The organism is Ruegeria sp. BC7 (genome assembly GCF_056539165.1).
The window spans coordinates 111,427-133,439 of the sequence record NZ_JBQFUL010000001.1; the positions used below are offsets into that span (position 1 = coordinate 111,427).

Genomic DNA, 22,013 nt, shown 5'->3' on the forward strand with positions numbered 1-22,013 from the left:
TGGGCGTGGCGGGGCAGTAAAGCCGCCGTTCGGATTTCGGAAGCTGTCGTTGGGGCAATCCTGGCTGACCGACTGCTCAGAGCCCTTAGCCGCCGTTCCGCCTTGCCGAGAATTTAAACCGAGGCGATACGTCGAGAAACGATCAAAAAATTCGAACTCTGCTTTGAAAGCCTATTGTGATTTTGATCTGATCTTAAGGTCACTGCGTATCAAAAATGTACATGTCGAGTTATTGCTGAGATGGCATTTTGATTGGCAACAAGCGAAGCTTTGGTAGCAAAATGGGAGAAGAGTTGATCGCCCTTATTCTTGGCAGCGCTCCAGACGCAATTCGCGCGGTTACTTGGCCGAAACGAGACAAGTGCAAAATTGTCAGCATAAACAATGCATGGAGAATTCGGGATGACTGGGACTACAGTGTGTATCCTGATGACTTTCCCACACAGTATAGACCTGACCGGAAGAGTCACGCCCAGAGGCTGATTGACTCATCAATTTATGTTCCGGCAAACAATCAGTTTGGTGGCGTTGTATATGCTGGTGCGACAATGGCATTCACGGCTGGATATTGGGCTCTCAGCGCACTAAAACCTACAGTCCTAGCCTACTTGGGCTGTGACATGGTCTACACGGGACGAAACACGCACTTCTATGGGCTAGGCACACCTGATCCTATTCGTGAAGACATTACTTTGTTATCTTTGGAAGCCAAATCAGCAAGGCTTATGACGATCGCTGCCCAACAGCACTGCGCGTGCGTCAATCTCTCGGAAGAATTGGAAAGTCGTCTGCTTTTCCCAAGAGTTAGCCACACGGCGCTAAGCGGTGATTTGCCGCTAACCAACTATAGCGCGGAACTTTCCCACAAAGCCCTAAGCCTGGAAAACGAGGCTGGTTACTTGATCCAGGATGGTAAGTATTGGGAGCACTACGCCTCCTTTGATCAAAACGTACTGGCGGAAATAGATCGACTGTGGCTGTCTGCCGTGGGAATGTAATCGAGTCGTAAGTTGCCCTTTCAGCGAAGTGAACTTTGATTTTTCGACGCTAGCTCGCCATTGCAACAAAACTACACTGTTACCTAGTCACCTGATCTCCACCTCTGACACATAGCCGAAGTCGAAATAGATTTGCTGGCTGATAACTTTCTTTCATTTTTAGGTGACCGCTTGGTCCGCGACCCGGTCATAGTCGTGTTTTCTGCAAGTGTCTGCTCCTGGGTCAAAGCAGCCGTTGACGCTGTGACCTGTTTGTAGGTCCAGAGCCTAGAACGATCCGTTTGCCCTATTTCGGAGACCCTGTTAGGAAGTCCGGTCTTGCCAACCCAATGCATCCTGAGCGTCAGGCAACCCGCCTGACCACCAACCCGCCTCCACGGGTGGTCGCCGGTAGATCAATCGATCTGACGGGATGCGCATCAATCGATGAAAAGGAAATCAACTATGACAGACTTGAATAAAGCGCTCGGCTGGAGCGAACCGATCACTTGGGGTCAGGACCGTCCCGCCGACGCCATACCCAACGACATCAAACCCGGTATGTGGGTGCAGTCGGACATGATCGTGCGGCCAATTATGACCCACTGGCTAACCGAGCCCGGAAACCAATATCCAGCGCCGTATGTAATTGACTTAATGTGGGAGGTGATCGACGGCGAGAGCTTCAAGCTAGAAGTGGCCGAGCCTTACGCCACTCACCGGGTCGCCTCGTACTACCGCATCTGGGCCGGTGAACTTCCCAGCGAAACCGAAAACAAGACTGAAGCACCGAGTGATGAAGAAGAGTTGCTTTCGAGATTGCTTGAGACTTACGACGAAAAGGAGAAAGCAAATGCAGCTGCCTGATAGCGAACGAGAGATCATCGACCCGCCGCAGGCTGAACAGGATGCCGTGATTGCAGCCTTTGTCGAACAGAACCCAACGGACTTGCAGCGCAGGCGCGACGAACTTGCCGCCATCCAGCAAATCCACCGAGCGGCACACGCCTACAATAAGGCCTGCTATGCGGTCGGAAGTGGCGCTGAGATCGACGATGACCCCCGAGTTGTAAGTGAACGACAGTGGCGGGTATCGCTGAAGTTAGCTGCGACTTTCATCCGGTGCGAAGGTCGGATGTCGCCTGCTCAGGTCCGACACGAGTGGGCGATTGAAATGTCGCGTGGGGATACACTCCACTATCTGCCGACCGACGTGCTGGTTCCATTCGAAGACTTGCCCGCCCAAAAGCAACTGGAAGAGCAGGCCGGTGTTCAGGCGATGCGAGTAGCAATGTCGCCCCCTTTGATTGTTGAGGATCACACCCAGTTGACGGACGCTCAACTGTTGCATCTGGTCCACAGCGCCGACGACCAGATCGCGAGTATCGAACTGGCCCGAAGAAGAGCGCTTCGATCCATTGGTCAAATGGAAGCGAACTGAGAGATCGGGGTGGGAATGGGGTGGGAACAGTCCACACACTTCCGAGACACGATCTTCTAAGTTATTGAAAAGATGGTGCTGCTGGAGAGAATTGAACTCTCGACCTCTCCCTTACCAAGGGAGTGCTCTACCTCTGAGCTACAGCAGCGCTGTGGGCGGGTGATTAGACTCAAACGAAACGGTGCGCAAGGGTGTCTGGACGGTTTTTTTCGCCTCCTGTAGAGAAAGACAATGGCAGACAGAAATACACCTAAAAAACACGGCAAATCCGGTGATGCACGCGAAGAGCGGCTCAAGGCAGCGCTCAAGGCGAATATGGCGCGGCGCAAGGCGCAGGCCAAGGCGCGCGCGGCATCCGAGGACAAGACCGGCAAGGACGAGGGATAAGAGCAAATGGATTCGATTCTGGTGACAGGCAACGGGCCGCTGAATGGTCAGATACCGATTGCGGGGGCCAAGAATGCGTGCCTGACCTTGATGCCGGCCACGTTGTTAAGCGATGAACCGCTGACGCTGACCAATGCGCCACGGCTGAGCGACATCAAGACCATGTCCGCCCTGCTGCAATCGCTGGGGGCCGAGGTGTCGTCGCTGCAGGACGGGCAGGTGCTGGCGATGTCCAGCCATGACCTGACCAGCCACACGGCGGACTATGAGATCGTGCGCAAGATGCGGGCCTCGAATCTGGTGCTGGGTCCACTGCTGGCGCGGTTTGGCGAGGCTGTGGTCTCGCTTCCCGGCGGCTGCGCGATCGGTGCGCGGCCCATGGACCTGCATGTGGAAGGGCTCGAGGCGCTGGGCGCAGAGATTGAGCTAAAGGACGGGTATCTGCATGCCAAGGCACCCGGCGGGCTGAAAGGCGCAGTGCATGAGATGCGTTTTGCATCCGTCGGTGCAACCGAAAACATCGTCATGGCTGCGACACTGGCAAAGGGCACCACGGTTCTGAAAAACGCCGCGCGCGAGCCCGAGATCGTCGATCTGGTGGAATGCCTGCGCAAGATGGGCGCGCAGATTGCCGGTGAGGGCACCTCGACCATCGAGATTCAAGGCGTTGATCGTCTGCACGGCGCGACTCATCAGGTTGTGACAGACCGGATTGAACTGGGCACCTACATGCTGGCTCCGGCCATTTGCGGGGGTGAGGTCGAACTGCTGGGCGGTCGTATGTCTCTGGTCGAAAGCTTTGCGGCGAAACTGGATGTGGCCGGTGTGAATGTCACTGAAACCGACAAGGGCTTGAAAGTCGCGCGTAAGAATGGACGGGTTAACGCCGTGGATGTGGTCACGGAACCCTTCCCCGGATTCCCGACAGACCTGCAGGCGCAGATGATGGCACTTATGTGCACCGCGGACGGAGTCTCGGTTCTAGAGGAGCGTATCTTCGAGAATCGCTTTATGCACGCCCCGGAATTGGTGCGCATGGGTGCGAATATCGAAGTGCACGGCGGCACGGCAACTGTAACAGGCGTCGAGCGTCTGAAAGGAGCGCCGGTTATGGCGACCGATCTGCGCGCGTCGGTTTCGCTGATTCTGGCTGGGTTGGCTGCAGAAGGTGAAACGACCGTAAGTCGGGTCTATCATCTGGATCGCGGTTATGAGCATGTGGTGCGCAAGCTGGAAGGCGTGGGTGCCAAAATTGAACGGATCAAGGGCCAATGACTGACGCAAGTTTTCACGATGGACGCGAAGCCCCGCTGAATCTGGGGGCTGAAGACACCGATGATCTTCAGGTGATTTCGACGCTTACGCAGGACGCAGTATTTCCGATCACGGAAATGACCTGGCGCCCCTCGGAACGTCGTTTTGGCCTGCTGCTCAACCGTTTTCGGTGGGAGGACAGGGACGCTGCAGCCATGCGGGATCGCCCCTTCGAGCGGGTGCAGTCAGTACTGGTTTTCGACTCGGTTCTTTCGGTTGCCAGCCAAGGCATAGACCGCAGCGACAAGGACATGGTCATGTCTCTGCTGTCGGTCGATTTCGAGCCCGCCGATGACGGGGCGGGGCAGGTCATGCTGACTTTGGCCGGGGATGGTGCAATTCGCCTGACGGTCGAAGCGCTGGACGCCACCCTGAAAGATGTCACCCGCCCGTATCAGGCTCTGTCCGGTCAGGCACCGCATCATCCGGAATAAACGCGGCATAGCTCGGGCTTTTATAAGCCTGCCTTCGGGTTGGGATTTGCGGCTTGCGACCGTGTTTGACGTGTTTCAGGTCAACGGTTTTCTGTCTCGTTCCGGCAATTTGATCGGTATGTCTCATTTCCCCATGCGCAAATCGCTGCACCCGGCCGCGGAAGGGTTGAGGCCGGACCATCCGGGCGATATGTCCCGATGAAACGCCCCGGAGAGCACAATATGCCCGTTTTTCTAGATACGACTTCGTCTGATTTCGAGACTGCGTTCAAAACCCTGTTGTCCGCCAAGCGCGAGGACAGCCCGGACGTGGTCGCTGTCGTGGCGCAGATTATTGATGACGTGCGTCTTCGTGGCGATGCGGCAGTTATTGAGCTGACGGCCAAATTCGACAGGCTGGACCTTACGCCTGACACTTTGGCGTTTTCCCCGGCAGAAATCGCAGACGCGGTCGCGCAAGTTTCGCCCGAGGATCGAGCCGCGCTTGAGCTGGCGGCAAATCGCATCCGTGTGTATCACGAAAAACAGATGCCCTCTGACCATCAATGGGTCGAGGAAACCGGCGCGACACTGGGCTGGCGTTGGTCCGCAGTTTCGGCGGCCGGTTTGTATGTTCCGGGCGGTTTGGCTTCATATCCGTCTTCGGTGCTGATGAACGCTATTCCGGCAAAAGTGGCCGGGGTTGAGAGGTTGGCGATTGCCGTGCCAACGCCGGACGGTCAGGTGAACCCGCTTGTCTTGCTGGCGGCACAACTTTCGGGCGTGGACGAGATTTATCGCATCGGTGGAGCGCAGGCGATCGCGGCGCTGGCTTATGGCACGGATACGATTGCCCCAGTGGACAAGATAACCGGGCCGGGAAACGCTTTCGTCGCCGCAGCAAAACGCCGAGTGTTCGGCAAAGTGGGCATCGACATGATTGCGGGTCCGTCCGAGATTTTGGTTATAGCTGACAAGGACAACGACCCTGACTGGATTGCGTTGGACCTTCTCAGTCAAGCCGAACACGACGAAAGTGCGCAGTCGATTCTGATCACAGATGACGCCGCCTTTGGTCAGGCCGTGGCAGAAGCGGTGGAAAAGTGTCTTGAAACTTTGCAACGCCGCGTGATTGCGGGGGCAAGCTGGCGCGACTTCGGGGCCATCATCACGGTGCGTGATTTGGACGAGGCTGCTGCCCTGTCCAACCGTATCGCGCCCGAGCACCTGGAGCTTTGCGTGGCTGATCCTTTGTCGCTTAGTCAGAAAACCATTCACGCAGGCGCAATCTTTCTGGGCCAGTACACTCCCGAAGCAATCGGGGACTACGTTGGCGGCCCAAACCATGTGTTGCCCACTGCACGATCAGCCCGCTTTTCTTCGGGTCTGAGTGTGATGGATTTCCTCAAGCGCACGACGCTTAGCCACATGACGCCCGAGGCTCTGCGGGCGATTGGCCCCGCGGCCGAGCAGTTGGCCGGTTCAGAAAGTCTTGAGGCGCACGGACTGTCCGTTACAGCTCGGCTGAAAAGATTGAACGAGTGAACCCTCTATGGCTCTGTGGTCTCTGTCTGCCTGCCGCTGCATCAGTTGGTTTGACGGGGCTTGAATCGCGCCTCTGATCTGCGGCGGCCTGGAGCTGGGTGTCAGGCACCAAGAAATCATAGTTGGAACGTGTGGCAACTCTTTGGATCGGACTTCGATTCTGCTTTCTGGAACACCTGTGCCTGAAATATACCGCGACCCGATCAACCGGTCCGTGGCGGTTCATGCAGATTTGTTCCGGCTGAAGCTATTGTAGAAGACTGCTGACATCTGGGTTGACGCGGATATCTACGCACTGCGGCCACTGGAGACAAAGAGCCAGTATCTCTTTCCCCGCGGCAACCGCAGGAAATGGTGAGATGGAAATGGCAGCTGCTCGTGGAGAGCTTACTGCCGTTCCTCCCTGGTTCATGGTTTCGCGGCATGTTCGCAGAGATAGGGAACTTCAATTAAGGTGCTCTGGTCGATCATTTGTTGCAAAAGCACGGAATTGACCCAGCGGAGTATCCGATTTGACCCATTCCCGCGTTGTCCAATTATTTTTGTTGCGATAAGCCTGATCCGACCTGAACGGACTGCACGCACATGACCCGCATTTCGCATATAGAACTGGACGACCGCAATTTGCCTCCGCCGACCCCCGAGATCGAGCAGGAGCGCAAGGTCGCGATCTATGACCTGTTGGAAGACAACTCGTTTGTCCTGCCCAAGCGTGAGGACAGGGCGGTGCCGGATGGCCCCTACCATGTGCAGCTGTCGATCCGCGACAAACGGCTGGTGTTCGACATCGCGACAGAGGCCGAGGAGAAAGCGGCTGAGTTCCATCTTTCGCTGGGACCGTTCAAGCAGGTGGTGAAGGATTACTTCCAGATTTGCGAAAGCTATTTCGACGCTGTGAAGTCCCTGCCGCCCAGTCAGATCGAAACCATCGACATGGCCCGGCGCGGCATCCATAACGAAGGCAGCCGGGTCCTGCAGGAGCGGCTGGAAGGGAAGGCCAAAGTTGATACCGACACGGCCCGCCGCTTGTTCACGCTGATCTGCGTGCTGCATTTTGGGGGGTGACGGGTGACGCCTCTGCCGCAGTCCATCCTGTTCTGTTGCGACCATAATTCGGTTCGGTCACCGATGGCCGAAGGCATCATGAAAAAGTTCTATGGCACTGGCACGTATGTCCAGTCCGCCGGGGTTCACAACGATCTGGAAGTCGACGGTTTCTGCATCGCAGTTTGCCAGGAAATCGGAGTCGAGCTGTCCCGCCATCGCTCGCGTTCGTTCGATGAGATGCAGGAATGGGGCGATGACCTCAGCTCGTTTGACCTGATCGTCGCCCTGTCGCCCGCCAGCCAGCGCCGGGCGCTGGAATTGACCCGGATTTTCCACCTGGATGTCGATTATTGGCCAATAATGGACCCTACTGGACTGGGCGAGAGCCGGGAAGAAAAGCTACATCACTACCGACAGACCCGCGATCAGATCATCAAGCATCTGAAAGACCGCTGGGGCGAGCCTACGGAGTGATCATGAACGAGACCGTCAAAACCTATTTCGATGCCTTCAATGCAGGTGATGTCGAGGGCATGCTGGCTTGTCTCTCCGACGACGTGGCCCACCACGTGAACGAAGGCCAAATTCGTGTTGGCAAAGAAAAGTTCGCGGCCTTCTGCGCCCATATGAACCGCTGCTATCGTGAAAATCTGACCGATATCGTGGTTTTCGACGCCAAAGGCGGCACCCGCGCGGCGGCCGAGTTCACAGTGAACGGCACCTATCTGGAAACCGACGAAGGGTTGCCCGATGCGCACGGCCAGACCTATCGTCTACCCGCCGGGTCGTTCTTTGACCTGAAGGACGGAAAAATCACCCGCGTCACGACCTTCTACAACCTCGCCGACTGGACCAATCAGGTCTCGAATGGCTGAGGTTACAGCCGTCCGCCCTCTGACCGGAGCGGCGCTTGAGGCTGCTCTGGACGACGTTGCCCGCCTGCGGATCGAGGTGTTTCGGGCGTGGCCATACCTGTATGACGGCGATCTGGATTACGAGCGGAAATACCTGCAATCCTACCGTGATAGCGACAAGGTCATCGTTGTGGGTGCCTTTGATGGCGATCGACTGATCGGCGCGTCCACCGGCGCCCCTTTGACCGACCATTCCGAAGATTTTGCGGCGGCTTTTGAGGGCACAGGTCTGGACCTGTCGCAAATCTTCTACTGTGCGGAATCCGTTTTGCTCTCTGACTACCGAGGGCAGGGTGTTGGCCATAAGTTCTTCGATCTGCGTGAGGCGCATGCACGTGCGCTGGGCTTCAAAAAATGCGCTTTCTGCGGGGTGCAGCGCCCGGCGGATCATCCGATGCGGCCCGGGAACTACCGACCGCTAGACGTGTTCTGGCGCGCGCGGGGATATGCGCCTCTGCCCGGAGCGATCGCTCAGTTTTCGTGGAAAGACATCGGGCAGGACGCTGAGACACCGAAGCCGCTGCAATTCTGGATCAGAGACTTGTAGGTCAACCATGATATGCTTTTCGGGCGGCTGTGCAGCTGCGTATTCCGGTTAATCAGACGCTTACTGGCTTGATCAGAGTTCCTAAGTATTCCCGCGTTTGGCTATCCCAGTCGCCCGGATTTTCGCCGTGCGCGACTTGCGCATGAAGCTCCATTAGCTTCCAAACTTCTTCTTTCGTTTCTGCCACTACGCTCGCGGGGCAAGCCTCCATGCCTTCACAGTCGCGACAAGCATATGAAAACGCATTTGCCATAGTGTTCCTCCTCCCATTCAGGAAATTATAGCAAAACTGAGGGCTTCCTCCGAATCCGGTGGCGCGGACGTGGGGCCGAACACTCAATGCCTCTTACTTTTCGCCCAAATCGGACGCGGATGTGGGTTCGTCACTGCGGTTGCAATGAGACTGTACAGATCGAGGCGCAACTGACTAAAGTCGCGCAAATCGGCCCAAAGGATCACCCCCAAATGAAAGTCGCAACCGCCGCCTATAACCTCGATTGGATCGATAGCTGGGCGCAGTATGAGGACAAGTTGGAACGCTGGGTCCGCGATGCGGTCGGGCAGGGGGCCGAGTTGCTGGTTTTTCCCGAATACGGCGCGATGGAATTGTCTACGCTGGATGGGGCTGAGGTTGCGGGCGATTTGAAGCGGTCAATCCACGCAGTATCCGACCGGATGGAAGATGTGCGCACCCTGCACCAGCGGCTGGCACGGGAGTATAAGGCCTATATTCTGGGCGCGTCGGCCCCGGTTGTGGACGGTTCGGGCCGCCCGGTGAACCGAGCAGCGCTTTATGCACCTGATGGCAGGCAGGATCATCAAGACAAACAGATCATGACCCGGTTCGAGCGCGAGGAGTGGGACATCGCCCCCGGTGGCCCCCTCAAGCTGTTCGATACTGCGCTGGGTAAGATCGGCGTGCTGATCTGCTATGACAGCGAATTCCCCTTGCTGGGTCGCGCGCTGAGCGACGCGGATCTGATACTTGTACCATCCTGCACCGAGGCATTGTCCGGCTATTGGCGTGTACGCATCGGTGCGATGTCCAGAGCGTTGGAAAATCAATGCGTTACGGTGATGGCTTCCCTCGTGGGAAACAATGACTGGTCCGAGGCTGTGGACATGAACACCGGCACCGGCGGCATTTTTGGCCCGCCTGACAAGGGGTTCCCCGCAACAGGTGTGCTGGCGGAAGGTGCGCTAAATCAGCCCGGCTGGACCTTCGCGGAAATCGACCTTAACGCCATCGCGACGGTTCGTGCGGACGGTCATGTACTGAACCGCAGCCATTGGGACGAGCAGACTTCCCGAGTCGAATCGGTCACATTATCCCGTCTTTAGTGATTCCGGCCTTGAAATAAGCCCAAAATAGGCTCATTTAGGCGCACATCCTCGCAGATTCTGCGAGTGCAACGTAATGATGGAGACAACATGGCCAAGGAAGATACGCTCGAATTTCCCGGTGTCGTGAAGGAACTCCTGCCTAATGCGACGTTTCGGGTCGAGCTGGAAAACGGCCATGAGATCATCGCACATACGGCAGGCAAGATGCGCAAGAACCGCATCCGTGTTCTGGCCGGCGACAAGGTTCAGGTCGAGATGACCCCCTATGATCTGACCAAGGGTCGGATCAACTACCGCTTCAAGTAACGCCCCACCCAATGGCGTTTATTTTAGGATCGGGCAGCCCAAGGCGGCTGGACCTGCTGGCCCAGCTTGGCGTGCAGCCCGATGCCATCCGCGCCCCAGATATCGACGAAACGCCCCTGAAGGGCGAATTGCCCGTCCCGTATTGCAACCGCATCACGCGGGCAAAAGTGCAGGCGGTTCAGGCGGATAGTGATGATATCACCCTCTGCGCCGATACCACGGTTGCGCTGGGGCGCCGGATATTGGGCAAGCCCGAGAACGCAGGGCAGGCGGCCGAATTTCTGCACGCTCTGTCCGGGCGTCGCCATCGGGTGATCACCTCGGTCGCGGTTCGGCGTGGCGAGCGTGTGCTACAGCGCGATGTGGTCTCTCAGGTCAAGGTCAAGCGCCTGTCCGACGTTGAGATCAACGCTTATCTGGCGACCGGCGATTGGCAGGGCAAGGCGGGTGCTTACGCGATTCAAGGACCAGCAGGCGCGTTCATTCCTTGGATTTCCGGTTCCTTCACAGGTATCGTCGGCTTGCCACTGTCTGAAACCGCCGCATTGCTGCAAGGCATCGGCTACCCCCTATATCGTGAGGCATCATGAAAGGCCGCACCATCGTATTGGACCACATCGACAACCGCGAAGCCGCGGCGTTGATGGTCGACGGAAAACTTGACGATTTCCTGATCGCAGGGGACGCGCCTGTGCCCGGAACAATATATCGCGCCCGCGCAGACCGTCCGGTCAAAGGGCAGGGCGGCATGTTCCTGACAACTCCGGACGGACCCGCTTTTTTGCGTCAGGTCAAAGGCTTGTCACCCGGTGCCTTGATGCTGGTTCAGGTGACCGGCTATGCCGAGCCGGGCAAGGCGTTGCCGGTCACGGATCGGGCGCTGTTCAAAAGCCGCTATGCGATCGTGACGCCCGACGCTCCGGGGCTGAACATCTCGCGTTCTATCCGGGACGAGGATGAGCGTGACCGCCTTCTGGAAATCGCTCATGAGTGTATGGATGGCAGTTCCTACGGGTTGATTCTGCGGTCGTGCTGCGTCGGGGAAGATGCAGGCGAGATCGCCGAGGATATCAACGCGATGTTGGCTCATGCTGATGAAGTCATAAATGATCCAGGGACCGAGCCGGAACGCCTGCTGGAGGGCGATGGGCCACATGTTCTTGCATGGCGCGACTGGACGGACCCGGCCGAGGTCGTAACGCAGGCTGGCGGCTTTAATGCGCACGGGGTGCTTGACGCTCTGGACGTCGCCCGAGGGATTTCCGAGCCGTTGCCTGGGGGCGGTCACCTCTATATCCAGCCAACCCGCGCCTTGGTCGCCGTAGATGTAAATACAGGGGCCGACACGTCGCTGGCGGCAGGAACCAAGGCCAACTTCGCCTGTGCCAAGGGGTTGGCCCGTGCGCTACGTGTGCGCGGTCTGGGCGGGCAAATCACCTTGGATCTGGCCCCCATGCCCAAGAAAGATCGCCGCGGTTTTGAATCGGCTCTGCGTGCTGCTTTCAAGACCGACCCGATTGAGACAACATTGGCGGGTTGGACCCCGCTTGGGCACTTCGAGCTGCAGCGCAAACGGGGCCGAATCCCTCTGTCGGAGGTGTTGAAGTGAGCTGCCCGATCTGCGGAGAAGACACCGCTACGAAGTTTCGTCCGTTCTGTTCAAAACGCTGTGCTGATATTGATTTGGCCAAGTGGCTGAATGGCTCATATTCCGTTCCTTCTCAGCGCGAAGAGGATGTCGAAACCGACATGCCGTCAGAAGATAAAGGGCTGCAACGTCCACATTGAAAAAATGTGAAAAAGGCTCTGGACACTGCCAGTGGCAAGTCATAGAACGCCCCCACCCAACGGCAGTCGCCGTTCCCGTGCCCGGGTAGCTCAGGGGTAGAGCAGTGGATTGAAAATCCTCGTGTCGGTGGTTCGATTCCGCCCCCGGGCACCATTTAAATATCTGAAATGATTAAAAAACCTAAGAGGCGGATGCTGGTTGGTTTCACCGGATTTGGTCTGTGTACCATACCTGTACCATTTGACCCCAGATTAAGATGTTTTTCTGAACGCTTAACGCCCTACTCTGGATACAGCTGTATTCCGTTTCAGTCATAACAGCCGGCCAAGTCTTTCTTGAAAATACTGGTCCGCGTCGTAGGCAAGGATAAATGGCTGCCGTCTGAAAAAGGATAGAGAGACGACATGTTGCAAAATCGCAACGCCACTATCCTTGGTTTTCAGCATCTATTCTTGTCACTATTCTTGGCTATCCTTGGAGAAAGCGCATCTATTCTTTAATTAATAAAATCAATAAGATATGTGAGCTTTCAGCGTTGAAAATCTCTCGGTTTTTGGAAATCATAACGTAACTTCGAAACGTTATGGGCAGCACACCAATGGTAACTGAAAAACTACAACACTCGTATGTGAGGGTTCACATCTGGGCTCAAAGAAGCCGTCAGGCTTCAAGGTCGACCGTGCGGAAGGGCTTTGCTGGACGGGTAATCAAGTCGTTTGAGCTAAACGGGCTTTCGCAATTTAAGTCTGCTGGTTTGTCCGGACTTCAAGCTGGAGCGGTCGTTTAATGACAAACTATTTGACAGAAAGCCTTGGCTGTATCACTCGCATGTCAGAGGCAGATAAGAAGGTGCTTCCTCCAAGCCATCTGCGTCACGTCCTGCGGTTTGCGAGGGATGTCACGGAGAATGCAGAATCCTACTTTTTTGAAGGTTCCGCTCTGTCCATGGCCTCAGATCTCAGGATTAGAGACCCCGAGGGCCTCCGTGGAGTATTGCTTTCGGTTTTCGACGCACCAAAGACGGTTTTTCTAGAAGCTGGCGGTCGTGAAAGGAACCTTCTACTAAATCCTCTGCGCGAACACATTCCTCAAGATGTGCTTCCCGGAGAAGCAATCGCGAACCGGGTTGCGCGGTGCTGCCAGCATTCTTAAGCAGAGAATCGATACCAAGCTTGCATCCGATGATTCTGTTCTGTGACCGCTGTGCGTAAAGTTTTGCTGGCAGATAGTTTCAATAGCTCATGTTCTGAGCCGATTGCTCTTCCTCATACTGCTTCCAAAGCCCCAGGTGTCCGTTTTGTCGCGCGTTTGCGAGCCAGAGCTGTTTTCGAGCATCAGGCAATTCCATTGATCGATGTTTCCCGCCAGAGAGCTTCGGCCAATCTATAGCGAGGCCATGATCAGCCCCACCTGAGCGGACCAATCTGATTTTTGATGCATAACTGGCCTCTGGTCGATCTGGACACTGTTTTTCGGAGGCGATGGTTACCATGCTGCCGAGTTTGCACGCCAGTAGGCGGCGTGCAAAAAGGCTCGGAATCCCTGAATTTTTGGCAACCCTTCAATCTCCACCTGCCATACGATCCACCCAGGATTTTTTTGCAGTTCCACGGTGGTCCGCGCGGCGATGAAACGCAAGCTCCGAGGTGAGTGTCATTTCTTTGTGCATTCTCGGAGAAATATCACGGTCTACGTGCCGCGCGAGTACTTTTAGGCCACGCACCAGTTCCCGGCTTCCCGGCAATTCGCGAACATATGCCTCAAAATACCGTAACTCTCTTTCAACGTAGTTGGCCGCGTCTCGAAACGCTCGGTCTCGGTTCATTTGCCCCGCGCGGTTCAATACGTGGGCCTGCCAATGTGTTGCTACTATCGACGCAAGTTCCGATGATTTTGGACACCTTGCGTTTTCTCCTCTTTCGGCAGCCGTAAGTAGGGCAGTACTGTATTGCGGTTGAAATGGCTCGCCGCCTTCCACTGAGCTGGCAGAAACGCTCGCTGTGAATTCAAATCGCTGTTTATGAGCGGACGTCGGACAAGTGACCTTTGCTACCACCGCGCGTTCCACTTCGTTTTGAATGGGCCCCAAATCGACATTTAAGCGTCCCGCGTGTCCAAGAGATGAGGATTTGCCGAGGATTTCTACGTGAAACCCAGCTGGATACTGAATTGAAACTTCGACGTTGTCGGCCACGGTAGAGAAGATGTCTTCTAGCTCACCGAGCAAAACCGATGAAATTTCGGTGTCAAATTCGGCATCATGCAGTCTTCCACCTCCATCTTCAGAGATGCCCCGCAGCAGTTGTTCATCATATCCATTTCCAATACCGAGTGCTGAAGTTGTTACGCCTCTTTTGCGCAATTCGCTCGCATGCCGGCGGAGTTCAAGAGGATCCGTAACGCCTTCGTTGGCGTGCCCATCGCTTAGGATAATGACCCGTGGCGGCAGTCTGGAGTCCGCCTCGTAAACGGCGGCGGCACGGTCAACAGCTTGGAACCACCCACCGCTCAAGTTTGTACATCCACGCGTCCGCAAGCGCGAAATCTCAAACTGGATTTCTGGCAAGTTTTTGTCGTCGACCGAAACAGCATCCAGGTGAGTAACAACGTCCGAACCAAAAGAAACAAGCGTCAAACGATCTTGGCTTGATAGCTTCGGCACGAGGCCCAACGCTGCCTGCTTTGCTGCCTCAAGCTTTCCACCTGACATCGAGCCACTGACGTCAATTGCCAAAGCAATGTTCAATGGTTCCCGGTCGCGTCTAGAAGACGAGTTGCAATCCGAGGCTCTTACCTTGGCCACCAAGTAGCGAACGGAGTCGCCGCGCTCCCAAAACAGCTCACGGTCAAATTGGCACTTCAGTTCAATGTTAATATCAGTCACGTTTCTTGCCTCCTATTAGTATTGCGCGGAGCTGGTCCGCGAGTTGTTCGAATAATGCGCGCTCTCTTGGTTCAAGCTTTCCTCTGATCGAAAGCTCCAGGTCTGGAGTGATGGAGATTCGGTTCCAGATCATGCCTCGGGCACGACGAGGCGCTGGGCCCTCGAAAAGCTCTTCCAAACTGACGATCAGTTGCTCGATACTGGCGAGGCTCTCTTCTCTCTCAAGGCGTTTTGCTTCCCGCCTTTCACTGAAACGCGGTTTCTTGTCACCGAACAATTCGCGCCTTTCTTCGCTGTGTCGGCCTTCAGATCTGGCACGCGGCATCGGAGCCATTTTGTATGCGAGCGGCACCTCTCTTTGTGTGTCAATGTTTCTGAGATATTCTCGCCCCGAACCTCGCGATCTGGGTGTGGTTAGTAGCTCCTCAGCCCATTCTTCTATCTGTTCTTCCGTTGCAGTCATGAACCGGCGTCCAATGTCTGCCAGCGTCATGCCGTATGCATTTTTTAACGTCAGAACCGCCTTGGCCCGCCCTACATTTGTTTTAGGGTAGGTTGCTCCTCTCCCCGATTTGCTTGGCGGGGAAAGTAGTCCTTCGCTAATCCATGAGCGCAATGTTCGAGGTTCCACCCCGGTTCTTTCGCTCAGCTCTTCAAGTGTGATTCCATCGTTCATAGCGAATCGAATAATGTCGACATCTCGACATGTCAAGTTGTCGATATCATGGTTTGTAGTAAATTCAGTACTTACGTCGCCTCTCATTTATTGATTGGCGAGCTAAAATGATGGCATGCGAAGAGGCGGCTGCTGTAAGTATTTTCTTAGGTACTATATGATAAGAAATGACGATTATTTGTCGGGCGATAGGTACGTCGACCACACTGCGCAGGTTATGCCGCAGGTTTGAGAAAGAATTGTTGTCATCCCCACATTAGTTTTGGCGTAACTTCCAAAATTTTTGGCGGGTGCACGCAAGTAAAACCTTCCCGGTGACGTTACGTGCGCTTCGATGTAAATCCTGCAAATAGATGATTATTTATTGTTGCATTGCGATAATGAGTTCGGAGCACGAGTTAGACATGACGGAGAATAGGGATCGACTGACGGCCGAAGAAGCAAAAGGTCTGCGGACGGCCAAGGAACTCGAAAGTCATTTAGCCTGGCTGGACACGTTTACACCCGCGGCTTTAGGCGTTCTCGCAATAGCTTCCGGGATTTACACTTATCTTGGTGTTTCCTCTCTTTTGGAAGATAACGGTGCAGTCTCTTTCTTTGCCGCCGTCGCATACTCAATCGCCGTTTCTGTCGGGATCTTTGTTTTTTGGAGCTACATGCTTCGGTTGCTGCCTTCAATGCGAACGGCGAGTGGATTCATTGGTCTAACGATCTCCACAATTGTAGGGTCTGTCGCAATAATTGCTATGTCCAGCTGGCTAAATGCAGCGGCTCTCGCCGGCTCCGCAGCAGTCGAACAACACCTGGAAAACACTGTCCGAGACTACCAAGCCGCTCTTGAGCAAGCCCATGACATAGCCCTAAGTGGCCAAGCGTTGGGCCGCGAAGTGGAGCGCGCTCGCCAGAGTTTTGAAGAACTTGCTAAACTTGAGCAGTCCGGCGATCTCTCAGGAACCGCCGGTCGGGGTGCCGTATTTCGCGTTCTGACACAAAAGGCTGAAGAGTTAAGCAATCTTGAAGAGCAGATCTCAGCGCAGCAGGAACCTATCGATGAAGCCTTCCAGAAGGGCAACGAAATCCTTGCAAAAATGCGCGAGCTTACTGTTGCGCCCGGTCCAGTAGATCGCCGCTCGGTTCAGTTTTCTGAGGAGAGCGTCAAGCTAGCTGGTGTCATCTCACGTCTCAACCAGTACAGCGTAGCACCGCTTGTTGCCCGCGCCGCTGAGGACCTGCCATCCTCGGTTGTACTTCCTGAACTTGATGGGCGCAGTTCCGACGTACGAGATGCGCAATCATCCACAATCAACTCAGTTTTGAATGCACTGGACCAACGCAGCAAGACACTCAAGAACGCTGCGGACGAGGTGCTAGACATGGAGCCGCCCATTGAGACGGCATACAATCCGATTTCTAGTGCCGATGCGGTAATCAAGTACGCCCATAACTTCGTCCCTTCCTGGGCCGGAGCAATAGCCATCGACTTGCTACCCGCTGTTTTGGTGTTTGTGCTGGCTATCACACAGGCCGCAATCCGCAGTGGAAAGGACGGCATGAGCATCGAGGATACTCTGACGCTTTCTGACCTTAGAGCCGCAATGAATGCTATGAAGGACGTAGAGGCGACAATGGGCGTGGCCGACGCAGCTATCCTCAACCGCGCCACTTCACAAAAAGATGAAATGTGATGGGCCTGCTTCGTCGTCTCGATCCGCGCTCTTGGCTGCGCTACATTCTGATTCTGCAGTTAGCGATTGCGGGCGTTCTAATAGCGTCGGACGTTCTTGGTGTAATCCCCAGCCCGTTCAAAGAGCGTGTTGAACTCCCAACAGGACCTATATCCCCCGGTGATCAACGCCGCGAGTACCGCACTGATCGCAGTGATCCATCGCTTGTGCCTCAAGACGGGCCACTAGACGTCCCCGTACCTGAAGCATTTCCTGACCGATTGGACTTCTCAGTTCAGGAAGTCGAAGGACTAGGGAGGGTACTTCTACTCAGCGGTCAGATAGAGGTGGATGACTCGTCTCGCTTCGCTTCGTACTTGTCGGACATGCAGGAGAAGCCTGACCTAGTGGCTCTTCACAGTCCAGGAGGGCTGGTTTCAGAGGCATTGTCCATCGGTAAGAAAGTTAGAGAGGCTGAGCTGGCTTCTGCCGTTCTGGCTGGCGCTATGTGCGTGTCCTCATGCCCTTACATCCTAGCAGGTGGAGAAGATCGCATTGTCTCGCTGCGCGGCTTTGTGGGTATGCACCAACACTACTACGAGCAGCCCCGCCTGATACCAGTCGTTTTCGCCGTCGAGAGTATCCAAAAAGGGCAAGGAGAAACCATGCAGCATCTCATCGACATGGGCGTAGATCCTGCGCTCATGCTATACTCGCTGAATACTCCTCCAGAGGAGATCTATGCGCTAGTCGAGGATGAACTCGTAGACACCCGCATAGCAACCCAAATAATCGACTAACACCGGACACCGAGGACTTTGCCTTGTTAAAGACGCTAACCATTGCTGCGGCGCTGTTCGCCACGACTGCCACTGCGGGTGGTCTCCAAGTGCGTGATGCAGACACAATTGTTGTCGATGGCACGCCTGTGCGGTTGCAAGGAGTTGATGCTCCTGAGTTGGGCGCCGCCGCAGGGCGCGAAGCGCGGAGGTGGATGGTCAATTACCTTCGCGGCAAAGCGGTCGAATGCAAGCTTACCGGCGAACGAACATACGACCGTTACGTGGGCGTCTGCTACGCCGAGGGACAGGATATCGGTGCGGCCGTCATAGCTGCGGGTTACGCTTTGGACTGCGCGCGATATAGTGGTGGCCGCTACCGCAAATACGAGACACCTGCTGCAAAGTCACGATTGGCAAGAGCTCCTTACTGCTGACCAGCCCAGTACGCCACAGAAAGTGAACGGCACCAATAGATCAAAGCGCTACTTCGCTTGAATGATAAAAACGTAGAGCAGGATAGTACTTTAGAGCCATGGCTTGTCAGAGAATTCATTCGTTTCTTCGAACTATTGGTTTTGCAGCTTTTTCGGTCTGGATATTGCACCCGAGCCTAGGCGTCTCGCAAGGCGTTGGAACAGAGGTTGAGCACGCAAGAACACTCAACACGCATTCTCCCGCAGAGGAACTAAGTGCGGCAATGGGCACCTGGGAAAGACAAGTTCGGTGAAGTTGGTCTGACAATACAAAGATTGAGCTGGTCGGTTTCAGGGGAAACCGAATTTCAAACAATTGTCGGTATTCGACGGCACGCTCTGGCAAGAATTATTCAGCGAACACCGCACAAAACCCTTGCTGCGTTAAGTGAAGCCTTACCGTTGGCCTGGCTTCAGATGGGGAACTGGTCGGGAGCGCATGAAGGCGACAAGTTCGCGCTTCAAGTTCTGCCTGAGCTGAAAATACTGGCAAAACTATAAGTTTTGGCGTTTGCTAGCAAGCTTTTGGCAGCTTTTCGCAAGTTATTGGCAGGCCGGATCCCAAGGTAGAATTAGGATACGCGTGCGGAGTTCAGTATGGACGATGAATTTGAATTACATGAGTTTTTCCATGTTTGGACAACCAACGATGATTGTCCAGCAGATGGCATTCTTTTGTACAATCCGGACAACGAAGACGAATATGTTGTACGAGGCGTGGACAACGCAGGATTCGAAGTTTCTGACGCCAACGGAGCTGTCAGGAAACTCCTTCGACAGGCTCTTTCGAATTGGATTTTGATTGTTCCAAGGGATCATGATTTACACAATCTGATCCGAACAACGAAGACTCCGGCCGACGAACGTCGAGACATCATCAACAAACTTACAGGCAATGGTCTCCCAGTTGTTTCTATTCAAAACCTGGATGACCTTCGCTTGGTCAGATGGGCGTGGACAACGCAGTTTTCGCGGACTGATCGCGAGACAAGACATAAGTTCTACTCAGCCGTAAAAAAATTAGAGAACTTTTCGGAGCATTGGCCCGCTTCGATCAAAATTGGGCGAAGCATTGTCGAGAATTGGGCAAGCCAGGTCGAAGACCACATGCCCGCCGATTTGCTGATCCATCTCGCGTATTACCGACGTTGGTCTTTTGATACGCGTGCTGCTCTAGAAGCATCAGATTGTTTGGTTGGAACACGAATTCGGCACGACCTGACAGATATGCAAAGAAGCATTTTGGCAACGGAGCGTGCGGCTGCATTCATGGATCTGTTCGAACGAAGCGGCTCTGGTCTTGAGGATGCAGAGCGGTACTTAAAGTACTCCCAAGGCGCGAGCAAAGGCAAAAACAGCCCGGAAAACTACCTGGGATGGCAGCGTTATAACAAGTTAAGAGAGGGTGCTCACTTTGGCGGGTATTAATAAAGTTATCTTGGTGGGGAATCTCGGAAGAGATCCTCAGATCAATGAAATCTCTATTGGGAAGAAGGTTTGCAATCTTAGTCTTGCAACCAGCGAACGCTGGAAGGATCGCGCTTCCGGAGAGCCGAGATCGCGTACTCTGTGGCATTCTATCGCGGTGTATCGTGAAGACCTAGTCAGGGTAGCTGAACAACTTCAAAAAGGGGCAAAGGTCTACGTTGAAGGTAAGATCCAGACAAGAAGCTGGTCAGATAAAGCAGGGGAAAAACGCTACAGGACCGAGGTGGTGCTGGATGGTTTCGCTTGCAATCTCTTCAAACTTGAACGGGAACAAACCAACAAACAAGAGCGTCCCGCAGAGTCGATAAATGCTGGATCACCAAAATCCAACGTAGATGATTGGGATCTCACTGATCCGCCTTTTTAGAAGCGTCGAGCTGCCAGTGTTGCGCGAGATACACGCGATTTGATCGTATTCAAATTATTGACTTTATTCTGTGGCACTTAGCGTACTTCATTGAATTAAACTGACCGTATGACAGGCAGATGGACAGAAACGTACCAATAGCCGACGCTGATTGCGTGCAGCAGATAGCTGCGATTGATCTCGAGGTTTGTCCGGAAACCTCGAGAATAATTGCTATTGGTTCTATTCGCTCAGACAGCGAAGAGACATTCCATTGGCGAGGCTCAGACGCGAGCAAAGGTGCCAATAGCTTAATCAAGTATATTCAGGGTGCGGAATTCGTAGTTGGCCACAATCTTGGATCTTTTGATCTGGCGCACCTGTTGGCCAATCAGCCGAGCCATCATTTCGACCAAATTCTACACGTCGATACTCTGTGGCTTGCAGCGCTCGCATGGCCTGAACCAAGGTCACTAAGGCTCAAAAAAATAAATCGCGACGGCGCGCTTGCGGGTTTGCTCAAAGAGGATTTCGAGCTGAATGACCCAGTGCCTCACGTAGTAATCCAAGAGCATCCTTGGCGTCGACTGAAGACATCAGGTAGCAACCGTAAGGTGCCTCTGGTCGGGGCGTCACTATGATCTGATCGGGAATGGCCCCGTTCTTGACTCCCTTGTGATACACAACCAGCCACGGTTCCTCGGGCTTGCCGTCGATCAGTTGGGCAACCTCCTGAGCCAGAGCTTCGCCGTTCTTCAACCACGCGTTCTTCCCAGACCCCTTGTCCATTACGTGGACAGTGAGGTTCCCGTAGCTTTTGGCTACTGAGGGCAGCCGCACGAGGTTCCCCAGATGCTTCTCCCACAACGCATAGGTCGCACGGACGCGCCCGGAGGCGTCGAGGATAGCGACATCCTGCGGCGTAGGACCCCCTCCACGTCGAGCCAGTTCTTCCAGCAACGAGGTGGTCGTGGCGTCAGTCATCCACGTTAACTGGCAAGCTAATGTAACCAGCTGACGTTGCCGTACTCCTCATGGAGGTCATTCAACCCCGCACCAAATCTCAACTTGACCCTCTGCTCCCGCCTTTTCCCTAAACACTTCCAGCATCGCTGCACTAGCTGCTGCCGCAGCAGACCGGGGAACTAGTACTGCGTCCTGTATTGGAAGAGCAACTTGGCCATTCTACTGAGGAAATGCTAATTTTTGGTATGGTAGATTTTGTGTCATCGAAAATGCGAAGCAGGATCATGCGTGGTGTCAAACAGAAAGATACCAAGCCCGAAGTCGCAGTTCGGAAAGCACTTCACGCAATGGGATACCGTTTTCGACTACACAGAAAAGACCTGCCCGGTAAACCTGACATTGTACTTCCCAAACACCAACTGATTATTCTCGTGCATGGATGCTTTTGGCACCAACACCAAGACTGTAAAGACGGTAGGGTGCCTGCAAGCAATGAAGACTACTGGAAGCCCAAGCTTGCTAGAAACGTTGAACGAGACAAGGAAACTATAGCAGCTCTTGAAGGCTTGGGTTGGTCAGTTCATACCGTTTGGGAGTGCGAGGCAAAGAATCCTTTGGTTTTGACTTCCAGGCTTTCGGAAATACTCTCCGAAAAACACCTTTGACTGATAAAAATTCCTGGGGAAAAAGCCTGGCATTGCACTGGTTCT

General features: G+C 54.5%; 27 protein-coding genes and 2 tRNA genes. 24 read left to right on the forward strand and 5 right to left on the reverse strand.

The features are described 5' to 3' along the window. The first annotated feature begins 248 nt into the window (after positions 1-248). From ACR0KS_RS00395 to ACR0KS_RS00405, 3 genes are all read left to right on the forward strand, one after another. Positions 249-998 carry a hypothetical protein gene (locus ACR0KS_RS00395; protein ID WP_480693082.1) on the forward strand — a complete coding sequence of 250 codons (750 nt, stop codon included), beginning with the start codon at positions 249-251 and terminating at the stop codon, positions 996-998. A gap of 444 nt (positions 999-1,442) precedes the next feature. Beyond that, positions 1,443-1,844, forward strand: coding sequence for a hypothetical protein (locus ACR0KS_RS00400; protein ID WP_170567911.1), 402 nt, complete (start codon positions 1,443-1,445; stop codon positions 1,842-1,844). Then, positions 1,831-2,418 carry a hypothetical protein gene (locus ACR0KS_RS00405; protein ID WP_170567912.1) on the forward strand — a complete coding sequence of 196 codons (588 nt, stop codon included), beginning with the start codon at positions 1,831-1,833 and terminating at the stop codon, positions 2,416-2,418. The genes ACR0KS_RS00400 and ACR0KS_RS00405 overlap by 14 nt, the downstream gene beginning before the upstream one ends. A 73-nt stretch (positions 2,419-2,491) precedes the next feature. Here ACR0KS_RS00405 and ACR0KS_RS00410 read toward each other — a convergent pair. After that, positions 2,492-2,566: transfer RNA gene (locus ACR0KS_RS00410), tRNA-Thr, on the reverse strand. An 83-nt stretch (positions 2,567-2,649) separates the two neighbouring features. On the opposite strand from ACR0KS_RS00410, the gene ACR0KS_RS00415 reads away from it, so the two are divergent. The 8 genes from ACR0KS_RS00415 (at position 2,650) to ACR0KS_RS00450 (ending at position 8,585) form a co-directional block, all read left to right on the forward strand. After that, the gene (locus ACR0KS_RS00415) at positions 2,650-2,805 is read left to right on the forward strand and encodes a hypothetical protein (RefSeq protein ID WP_170411807.1); all 156 of its coding nucleotides are present in this window, start codon (positions 2,650-2,652) and stop codon (positions 2,803-2,805) included. Between the two features lie 6 nt (positions 2,806-2,811). Then, on the forward strand, positions 2,812-4,080 hold the full coding sequence (gene murA / locus ACR0KS_RS00420) for a UDP-N-acetylglucosamine 1-carboxyvinyltransferase (protein WP_170567913.1): 1,269 nt from the start codon (positions 2,812-2,814) through the stop codon (positions 4,078-4,080). Then, on the forward strand, positions 4,077-4,553 hold the full coding sequence (locus ACR0KS_RS00425) for a DUF2948 family protein (RefSeq protein WP_170567914.1): 477 nt from the start codon (positions 4,077-4,079) through the stop codon (positions 4,551-4,553). Before murA ends, ACR0KS_RS00425 begins: the two co-directional genes overlap by 4 nt. A gap of 222 nt (positions 4,554-4,775) precedes the next feature. Next, positions 4,776-6,077: a histidinol dehydrogenase gene (gene hisD, locus ACR0KS_RS00430; RefSeq protein ID WP_480693083.1), complete on the forward strand. Its 1,302-nt coding sequence runs from the start codon at positions 4,776-4,778 to the stop codon at positions 6,075-6,077. 585 nt (positions 6,078-6,662) lie between these two features. Next, positions 6,663-7,142: a UPF0262 family protein gene (locus ACR0KS_RS00435; RefSeq protein WP_170567916.1), complete on the forward strand. Its 480-nt coding sequence runs from the start codon at positions 6,663-6,665 to the stop codon at positions 7,140-7,142. Positions 7,143-7,145: 3 nt separating this feature from the next. Further along, entirely contained in the window at positions 7,146-7,598 is a 453-nt protein-coding gene (locus tag ACR0KS_RS00440; protein ID WP_170567917.1) for an arsenate-mycothiol transferase ArsC, read from the forward strand. A 2-nt stretch (positions 7,599-7,600) separates the two neighbouring features. Further along, a complete protein-coding gene (locus tag ACR0KS_RS00445) occupies positions 7,601-7,999 on the forward strand; it encodes a ketosteroid isomerase-related protein (RefSeq protein WP_170567918.1) in 399 nt (132 codons plus the stop codon). Continuing rightward, positions 7,992-8,585, forward strand: coding sequence for a GNAT family N-acetyltransferase (locus ACR0KS_RS00450; protein ID WP_170567919.1), 594 nt, complete (start codon positions 7,992-7,994; stop codon positions 8,583-8,585). Before ACR0KS_RS00445 ends, ACR0KS_RS00450 begins: the two co-directional genes overlap by 8 nt. 52 nt (positions 8,586-8,637) lie before the next feature. Here ACR0KS_RS00450 and ACR0KS_RS00455 read toward each other — a convergent pair whose 3' ends face one another. Continuing rightward, positions 8,638-8,838 carry a DUF1059 domain-containing protein gene (locus tag ACR0KS_RS00455; protein WP_170385525.1) on the reverse strand — a complete coding sequence of 67 codons (201 nt, stop codon included), beginning with the start codon at positions 8,836-8,838 and terminating at the stop codon, positions 8,638-8,640. A 212-nt stretch (positions 8,839-9,050) separates the two neighbouring features. On the opposite strand from ACR0KS_RS00455, the gene ACR0KS_RS00460 reads away from it, so the two are divergent. The 6 genes from ACR0KS_RS00460 to ACR0KS_RS00485 all read left to right on the forward strand — a co-directional run bounded on the left by ACR0KS_RS00460 (position 9,051) and on the right by ACR0KS_RS00485 (position 12,177). After that, the gene (locus ACR0KS_RS00460; RefSeq protein WP_170567920.1) at positions 9,051-9,926 is read left to right on the forward strand and encodes a carbon-nitrogen hydrolase family protein; all 876 of its coding nucleotides are present in this window, start codon (positions 9,051-9,053) and stop codon (positions 9,924-9,926) included. A 90-nt stretch (positions 9,927-10,016) separates the two neighbouring features. Next, on the forward strand, positions 10,017-10,235 hold the full coding sequence (gene infA / locus ACR0KS_RS00465; protein WP_005978431.1) for a translation initiation factor IF-1: 219 nt from the start codon (positions 10,017-10,019) through the stop codon (positions 10,233-10,235). A gap of 11 nt (positions 10,236-10,246) precedes the next feature. Next, positions 10,247-10,825, forward strand: a complete 579-nt coding sequence (locus ACR0KS_RS00470; RefSeq protein ID WP_170486322.1) for a Maf family protein — start codon at positions 10,247-10,249, stop codon at positions 10,823-10,825. Continuing rightward, the gene (locus tag ACR0KS_RS00475; protein ID WP_170567921.1) at positions 10,822-11,844 is read left to right on the forward strand and encodes a ribonuclease E/G; all 1,023 of its coding nucleotides are present in this window, start codon (positions 10,822-10,824) and stop codon (positions 11,842-11,844) included. Before ACR0KS_RS00470 ends, ACR0KS_RS00475 begins: the two co-directional genes overlap by 4 nt. Continuing rightward, on the forward strand, positions 11,841-12,023 hold the full coding sequence (locus ACR0KS_RS00480) for a DNA gyrase inhibitor YacG (RefSeq protein ID WP_170486320.1): 183 nt from the start codon (positions 11,841-11,843) through the stop codon (positions 12,021-12,023). Before ACR0KS_RS00475 ends, ACR0KS_RS00480 begins: the two co-directional genes overlap by 4 nt. 79 nt (positions 12,024-12,102) lie before the next feature. Beyond that, positions 12,103-12,177, forward strand: a tRNA-Phe gene (locus tag ACR0KS_RS00485). A 1,408-nt stretch (positions 12,178-13,585) separates the two neighbouring features. Here ACR0KS_RS00485 and ACR0KS_RS00490 read toward each other — a convergent pair. Together ACR0KS_RS00490 and ACR0KS_RS00495 are read right to left on the reverse strand one after the other, a co-directional pair. Next, positions 13,586-14,908, reverse strand: coding sequence for a VWA domain-containing protein (locus ACR0KS_RS00490; protein WP_170568213.1), 1,323 nt, complete (start codon positions 14,906-14,908; stop codon positions 13,586-13,588). Next, positions 14,901-15,584 (reverse strand): helix-turn-helix domain-containing protein, encoded by a 684-nt coding sequence (locus tag ACR0KS_RS00495; protein WP_170700164.1) that lies wholly within the window; start codon positions 15,582-15,584, stop codon positions 14,901-14,903. The genes ACR0KS_RS00490 and ACR0KS_RS00495 overlap by 8 nt, the downstream gene beginning before the upstream one ends. Before the next feature lie 404 nt (positions 15,585-15,988). Between ACR0KS_RS00495 and ACR0KS_RS00500 the strand changes: the two genes are divergently transcribed. The 6 genes from ACR0KS_RS00500 (at position 15,989) to ssb (ending at position 20,358) form a co-directional block, all read left to right on the forward strand. After that, a complete protein-coding gene (locus ACR0KS_RS00500) occupies positions 15,989-17,269 on the forward strand; it encodes a hypothetical protein (RefSeq protein WP_170568215.1) in 1,281 nt (426 codons plus the stop codon). A gap of 386 nt (positions 17,270-17,655) precedes the next feature. Continuing rightward, entirely contained in the window at positions 17,656-18,048 is a 393-nt protein-coding gene (locus ACR0KS_RS00505) for a Clp protease/crotonase-like domain-containing protein (protein WP_170568216.1), read from the forward strand. Positions 18,049-18,071: 23 nt separating this feature from the next. Continuing rightward, entirely contained in the window at positions 18,072-18,464 is a 393-nt protein-coding gene (locus ACR0KS_RS00510) for a thermonuclease family protein (protein ID WP_170696568.1), read from the forward strand. Between the two features lie 255 nt (positions 18,465-18,719). After that, the gene (locus ACR0KS_RS00515) at positions 18,720-19,004 is read left to right on the forward strand and encodes a hypothetical protein (RefSeq protein WP_170700166.1); all 285 of its coding nucleotides are present in this window, start codon (positions 18,720-18,722) and stop codon (positions 19,002-19,004) included. Positions 19,005-19,100: 96 nt separating this feature from the next. Then, the gene (locus tag ACR0KS_RS00520; protein WP_170509593.1) at positions 19,101-19,931 is read left to right on the forward strand and encodes a hypothetical protein; all 831 of its coding nucleotides are present in this window, start codon (positions 19,101-19,103) and stop codon (positions 19,929-19,931) included. Then, positions 19,918-20,358, forward strand: a complete 441-nt coding sequence (gene ssb / locus ACR0KS_RS00525) for a single-stranded DNA-binding protein (RefSeq protein WP_170509589.1) — start codon at positions 19,918-19,920, stop codon at positions 20,356-20,358. The genes ACR0KS_RS00520 and ssb overlap by 14 nt, the downstream gene beginning before the upstream one ends. A 498-nt stretch (positions 20,359-20,856) precedes the next feature. Here ssb and ACR0KS_RS00530 read toward each other — a convergent pair whose 3' ends face one another. Continuing rightward, the gene (locus ACR0KS_RS00530) at positions 20,857-21,321 is read right to left on the reverse strand and encodes a hypothetical protein (protein ID WP_170567947.1); all 465 of its coding nucleotides are present in this window, start codon (positions 21,319-21,321) and stop codon (positions 20,857-20,859) included. A gap of 227 nt (positions 21,322-21,548) precedes the next feature. On the opposite strand from ACR0KS_RS00530, the gene ACR0KS_RS00535 reads away from it, so the two are divergent. Beyond that, positions 21,549-21,968 carry a DNA mismatch endonuclease Vsr gene (locus ACR0KS_RS00535; protein WP_170567994.1) on the forward strand — a complete coding sequence of 140 codons (420 nt, stop codon included), beginning with the start codon at positions 21,549-21,551 and terminating at the stop codon, positions 21,966-21,968. Positions 21,969-22,013: the final 45 nt, after the last annotated feature.

Coding starts and splice junctions, on each gene's coding strand:
- ACR0KS_RS00400 (WP_170567911.1), top strand. CDS start 1,443: ATGACAGACTTGAATAAAGCGCTCGGCTGGAGCGAACCGATCACTTGG.
- ACR0KS_RS00405 (WP_170567912.1), top strand. CDS start 1,831: ATGCAGCTGCCTGATAGCGAACGAGAGATCATCGACCCGCCGCAGGCT.
- ACR0KS_RS00415 (WP_170411807.1), top strand. CDS start 2,650: ATGGCAGACAGAAATACACCTAAAAAACACGGCAAATCCGGTGATGCA.
- murA (WP_170567913.1), top strand. CDS start 2,812: ATGGATTCGATTCTGGTGACAGGCAACGGGCCGCTGAATGGTCAGATA.
- ACR0KS_RS00425 (WP_170567914.1), top strand. CDS start 4,077: ATGACTGACGCAAGTTTTCACGATGGACGCGAAGCCCCGCTGAATCTG.
- hisD (WP_480693083.1), top strand. CDS start 4,776: ATGCCCGTTTTTCTAGATACGACTTCGTCTGATTTCGAGACTGCGTTC.
- ACR0KS_RS00435 (WP_170567916.1), top strand. CDS start 6,663: ATGACCCGCATTTCGCATATAGAACTGGACGACCGCAATTTGCCTCCG.
- ACR0KS_RS00445 (WP_170567918.1), top strand. CDS start 7,601: ATGAACGAGACCGTCAAAACCTATTTCGATGCCTTCAATGCAGGTGAT.
- ACR0KS_RS00450 (WP_170567919.1), top strand. CDS start 7,992: ATGGCTGAGGTTACAGCCGTCCGCCCTCTGACCGGAGCGGCGCTTGAG.
- ACR0KS_RS00455 (WP_170385525.1), bottom strand. CDS start 8,838: ATGGCAAATGCGTTTTCATATGCTTGTCGCGACTGTGAAGGCATGGAG.
- ACR0KS_RS00460 (WP_170567920.1), top strand. CDS start 9,051: ATGAAAGTCGCAACCGCCGCCTATAACCTCGATTGGATCGATAGCTGG.
- infA (WP_005978431.1), top strand. CDS start 10,017: ATGGCCAAGGAAGATACGCTCGAATTTCCCGGTGTCGTGAAGGAACTC.
- ACR0KS_RS00470 (WP_170486322.1), top strand. CDS start 10,247: ATGGCGTTTATTTTAGGATCGGGCAGCCCAAGGCGGCTGGACCTGCTG.
- ACR0KS_RS00475 (WP_170567921.1), top strand. CDS start 10,822: ATGAAAGGCCGCACCATCGTATTGGACCACATCGACAACCGCGAAGCC.
- ACR0KS_RS00495 (WP_170700164.1), bottom strand. CDS start 15,584: ATGAACGATGGAATCACACTTGAAGAGCTGAGCGAAAGAACCGGGGTG.
- ACR0KS_RS00500 (WP_170568215.1), top strand. CDS start 15,989: ATGACGGAGAATAGGGATCGACTGACGGCCGAAGAAGCAAAAGGTCTG.
- ACR0KS_RS00520 (WP_170509593.1), top strand. CDS start 19,101: ATGGACGATGAATTTGAATTACATGAGTTTTTCCATGTTTGGACAACC.
- ACR0KS_RS00530 (WP_170567947.1), bottom strand. CDS start 21,321: ATGACTGACGCCACGACCACCTCGTTGCTGGAAGAACTGGCTCGACGT.
- ACR0KS_RS00535 (WP_170567994.1), top strand. CDS start 21,549: ATGGTAGATTTTGTGTCATCGAAAATGCGAAGCAGGATCATGCGTGGT.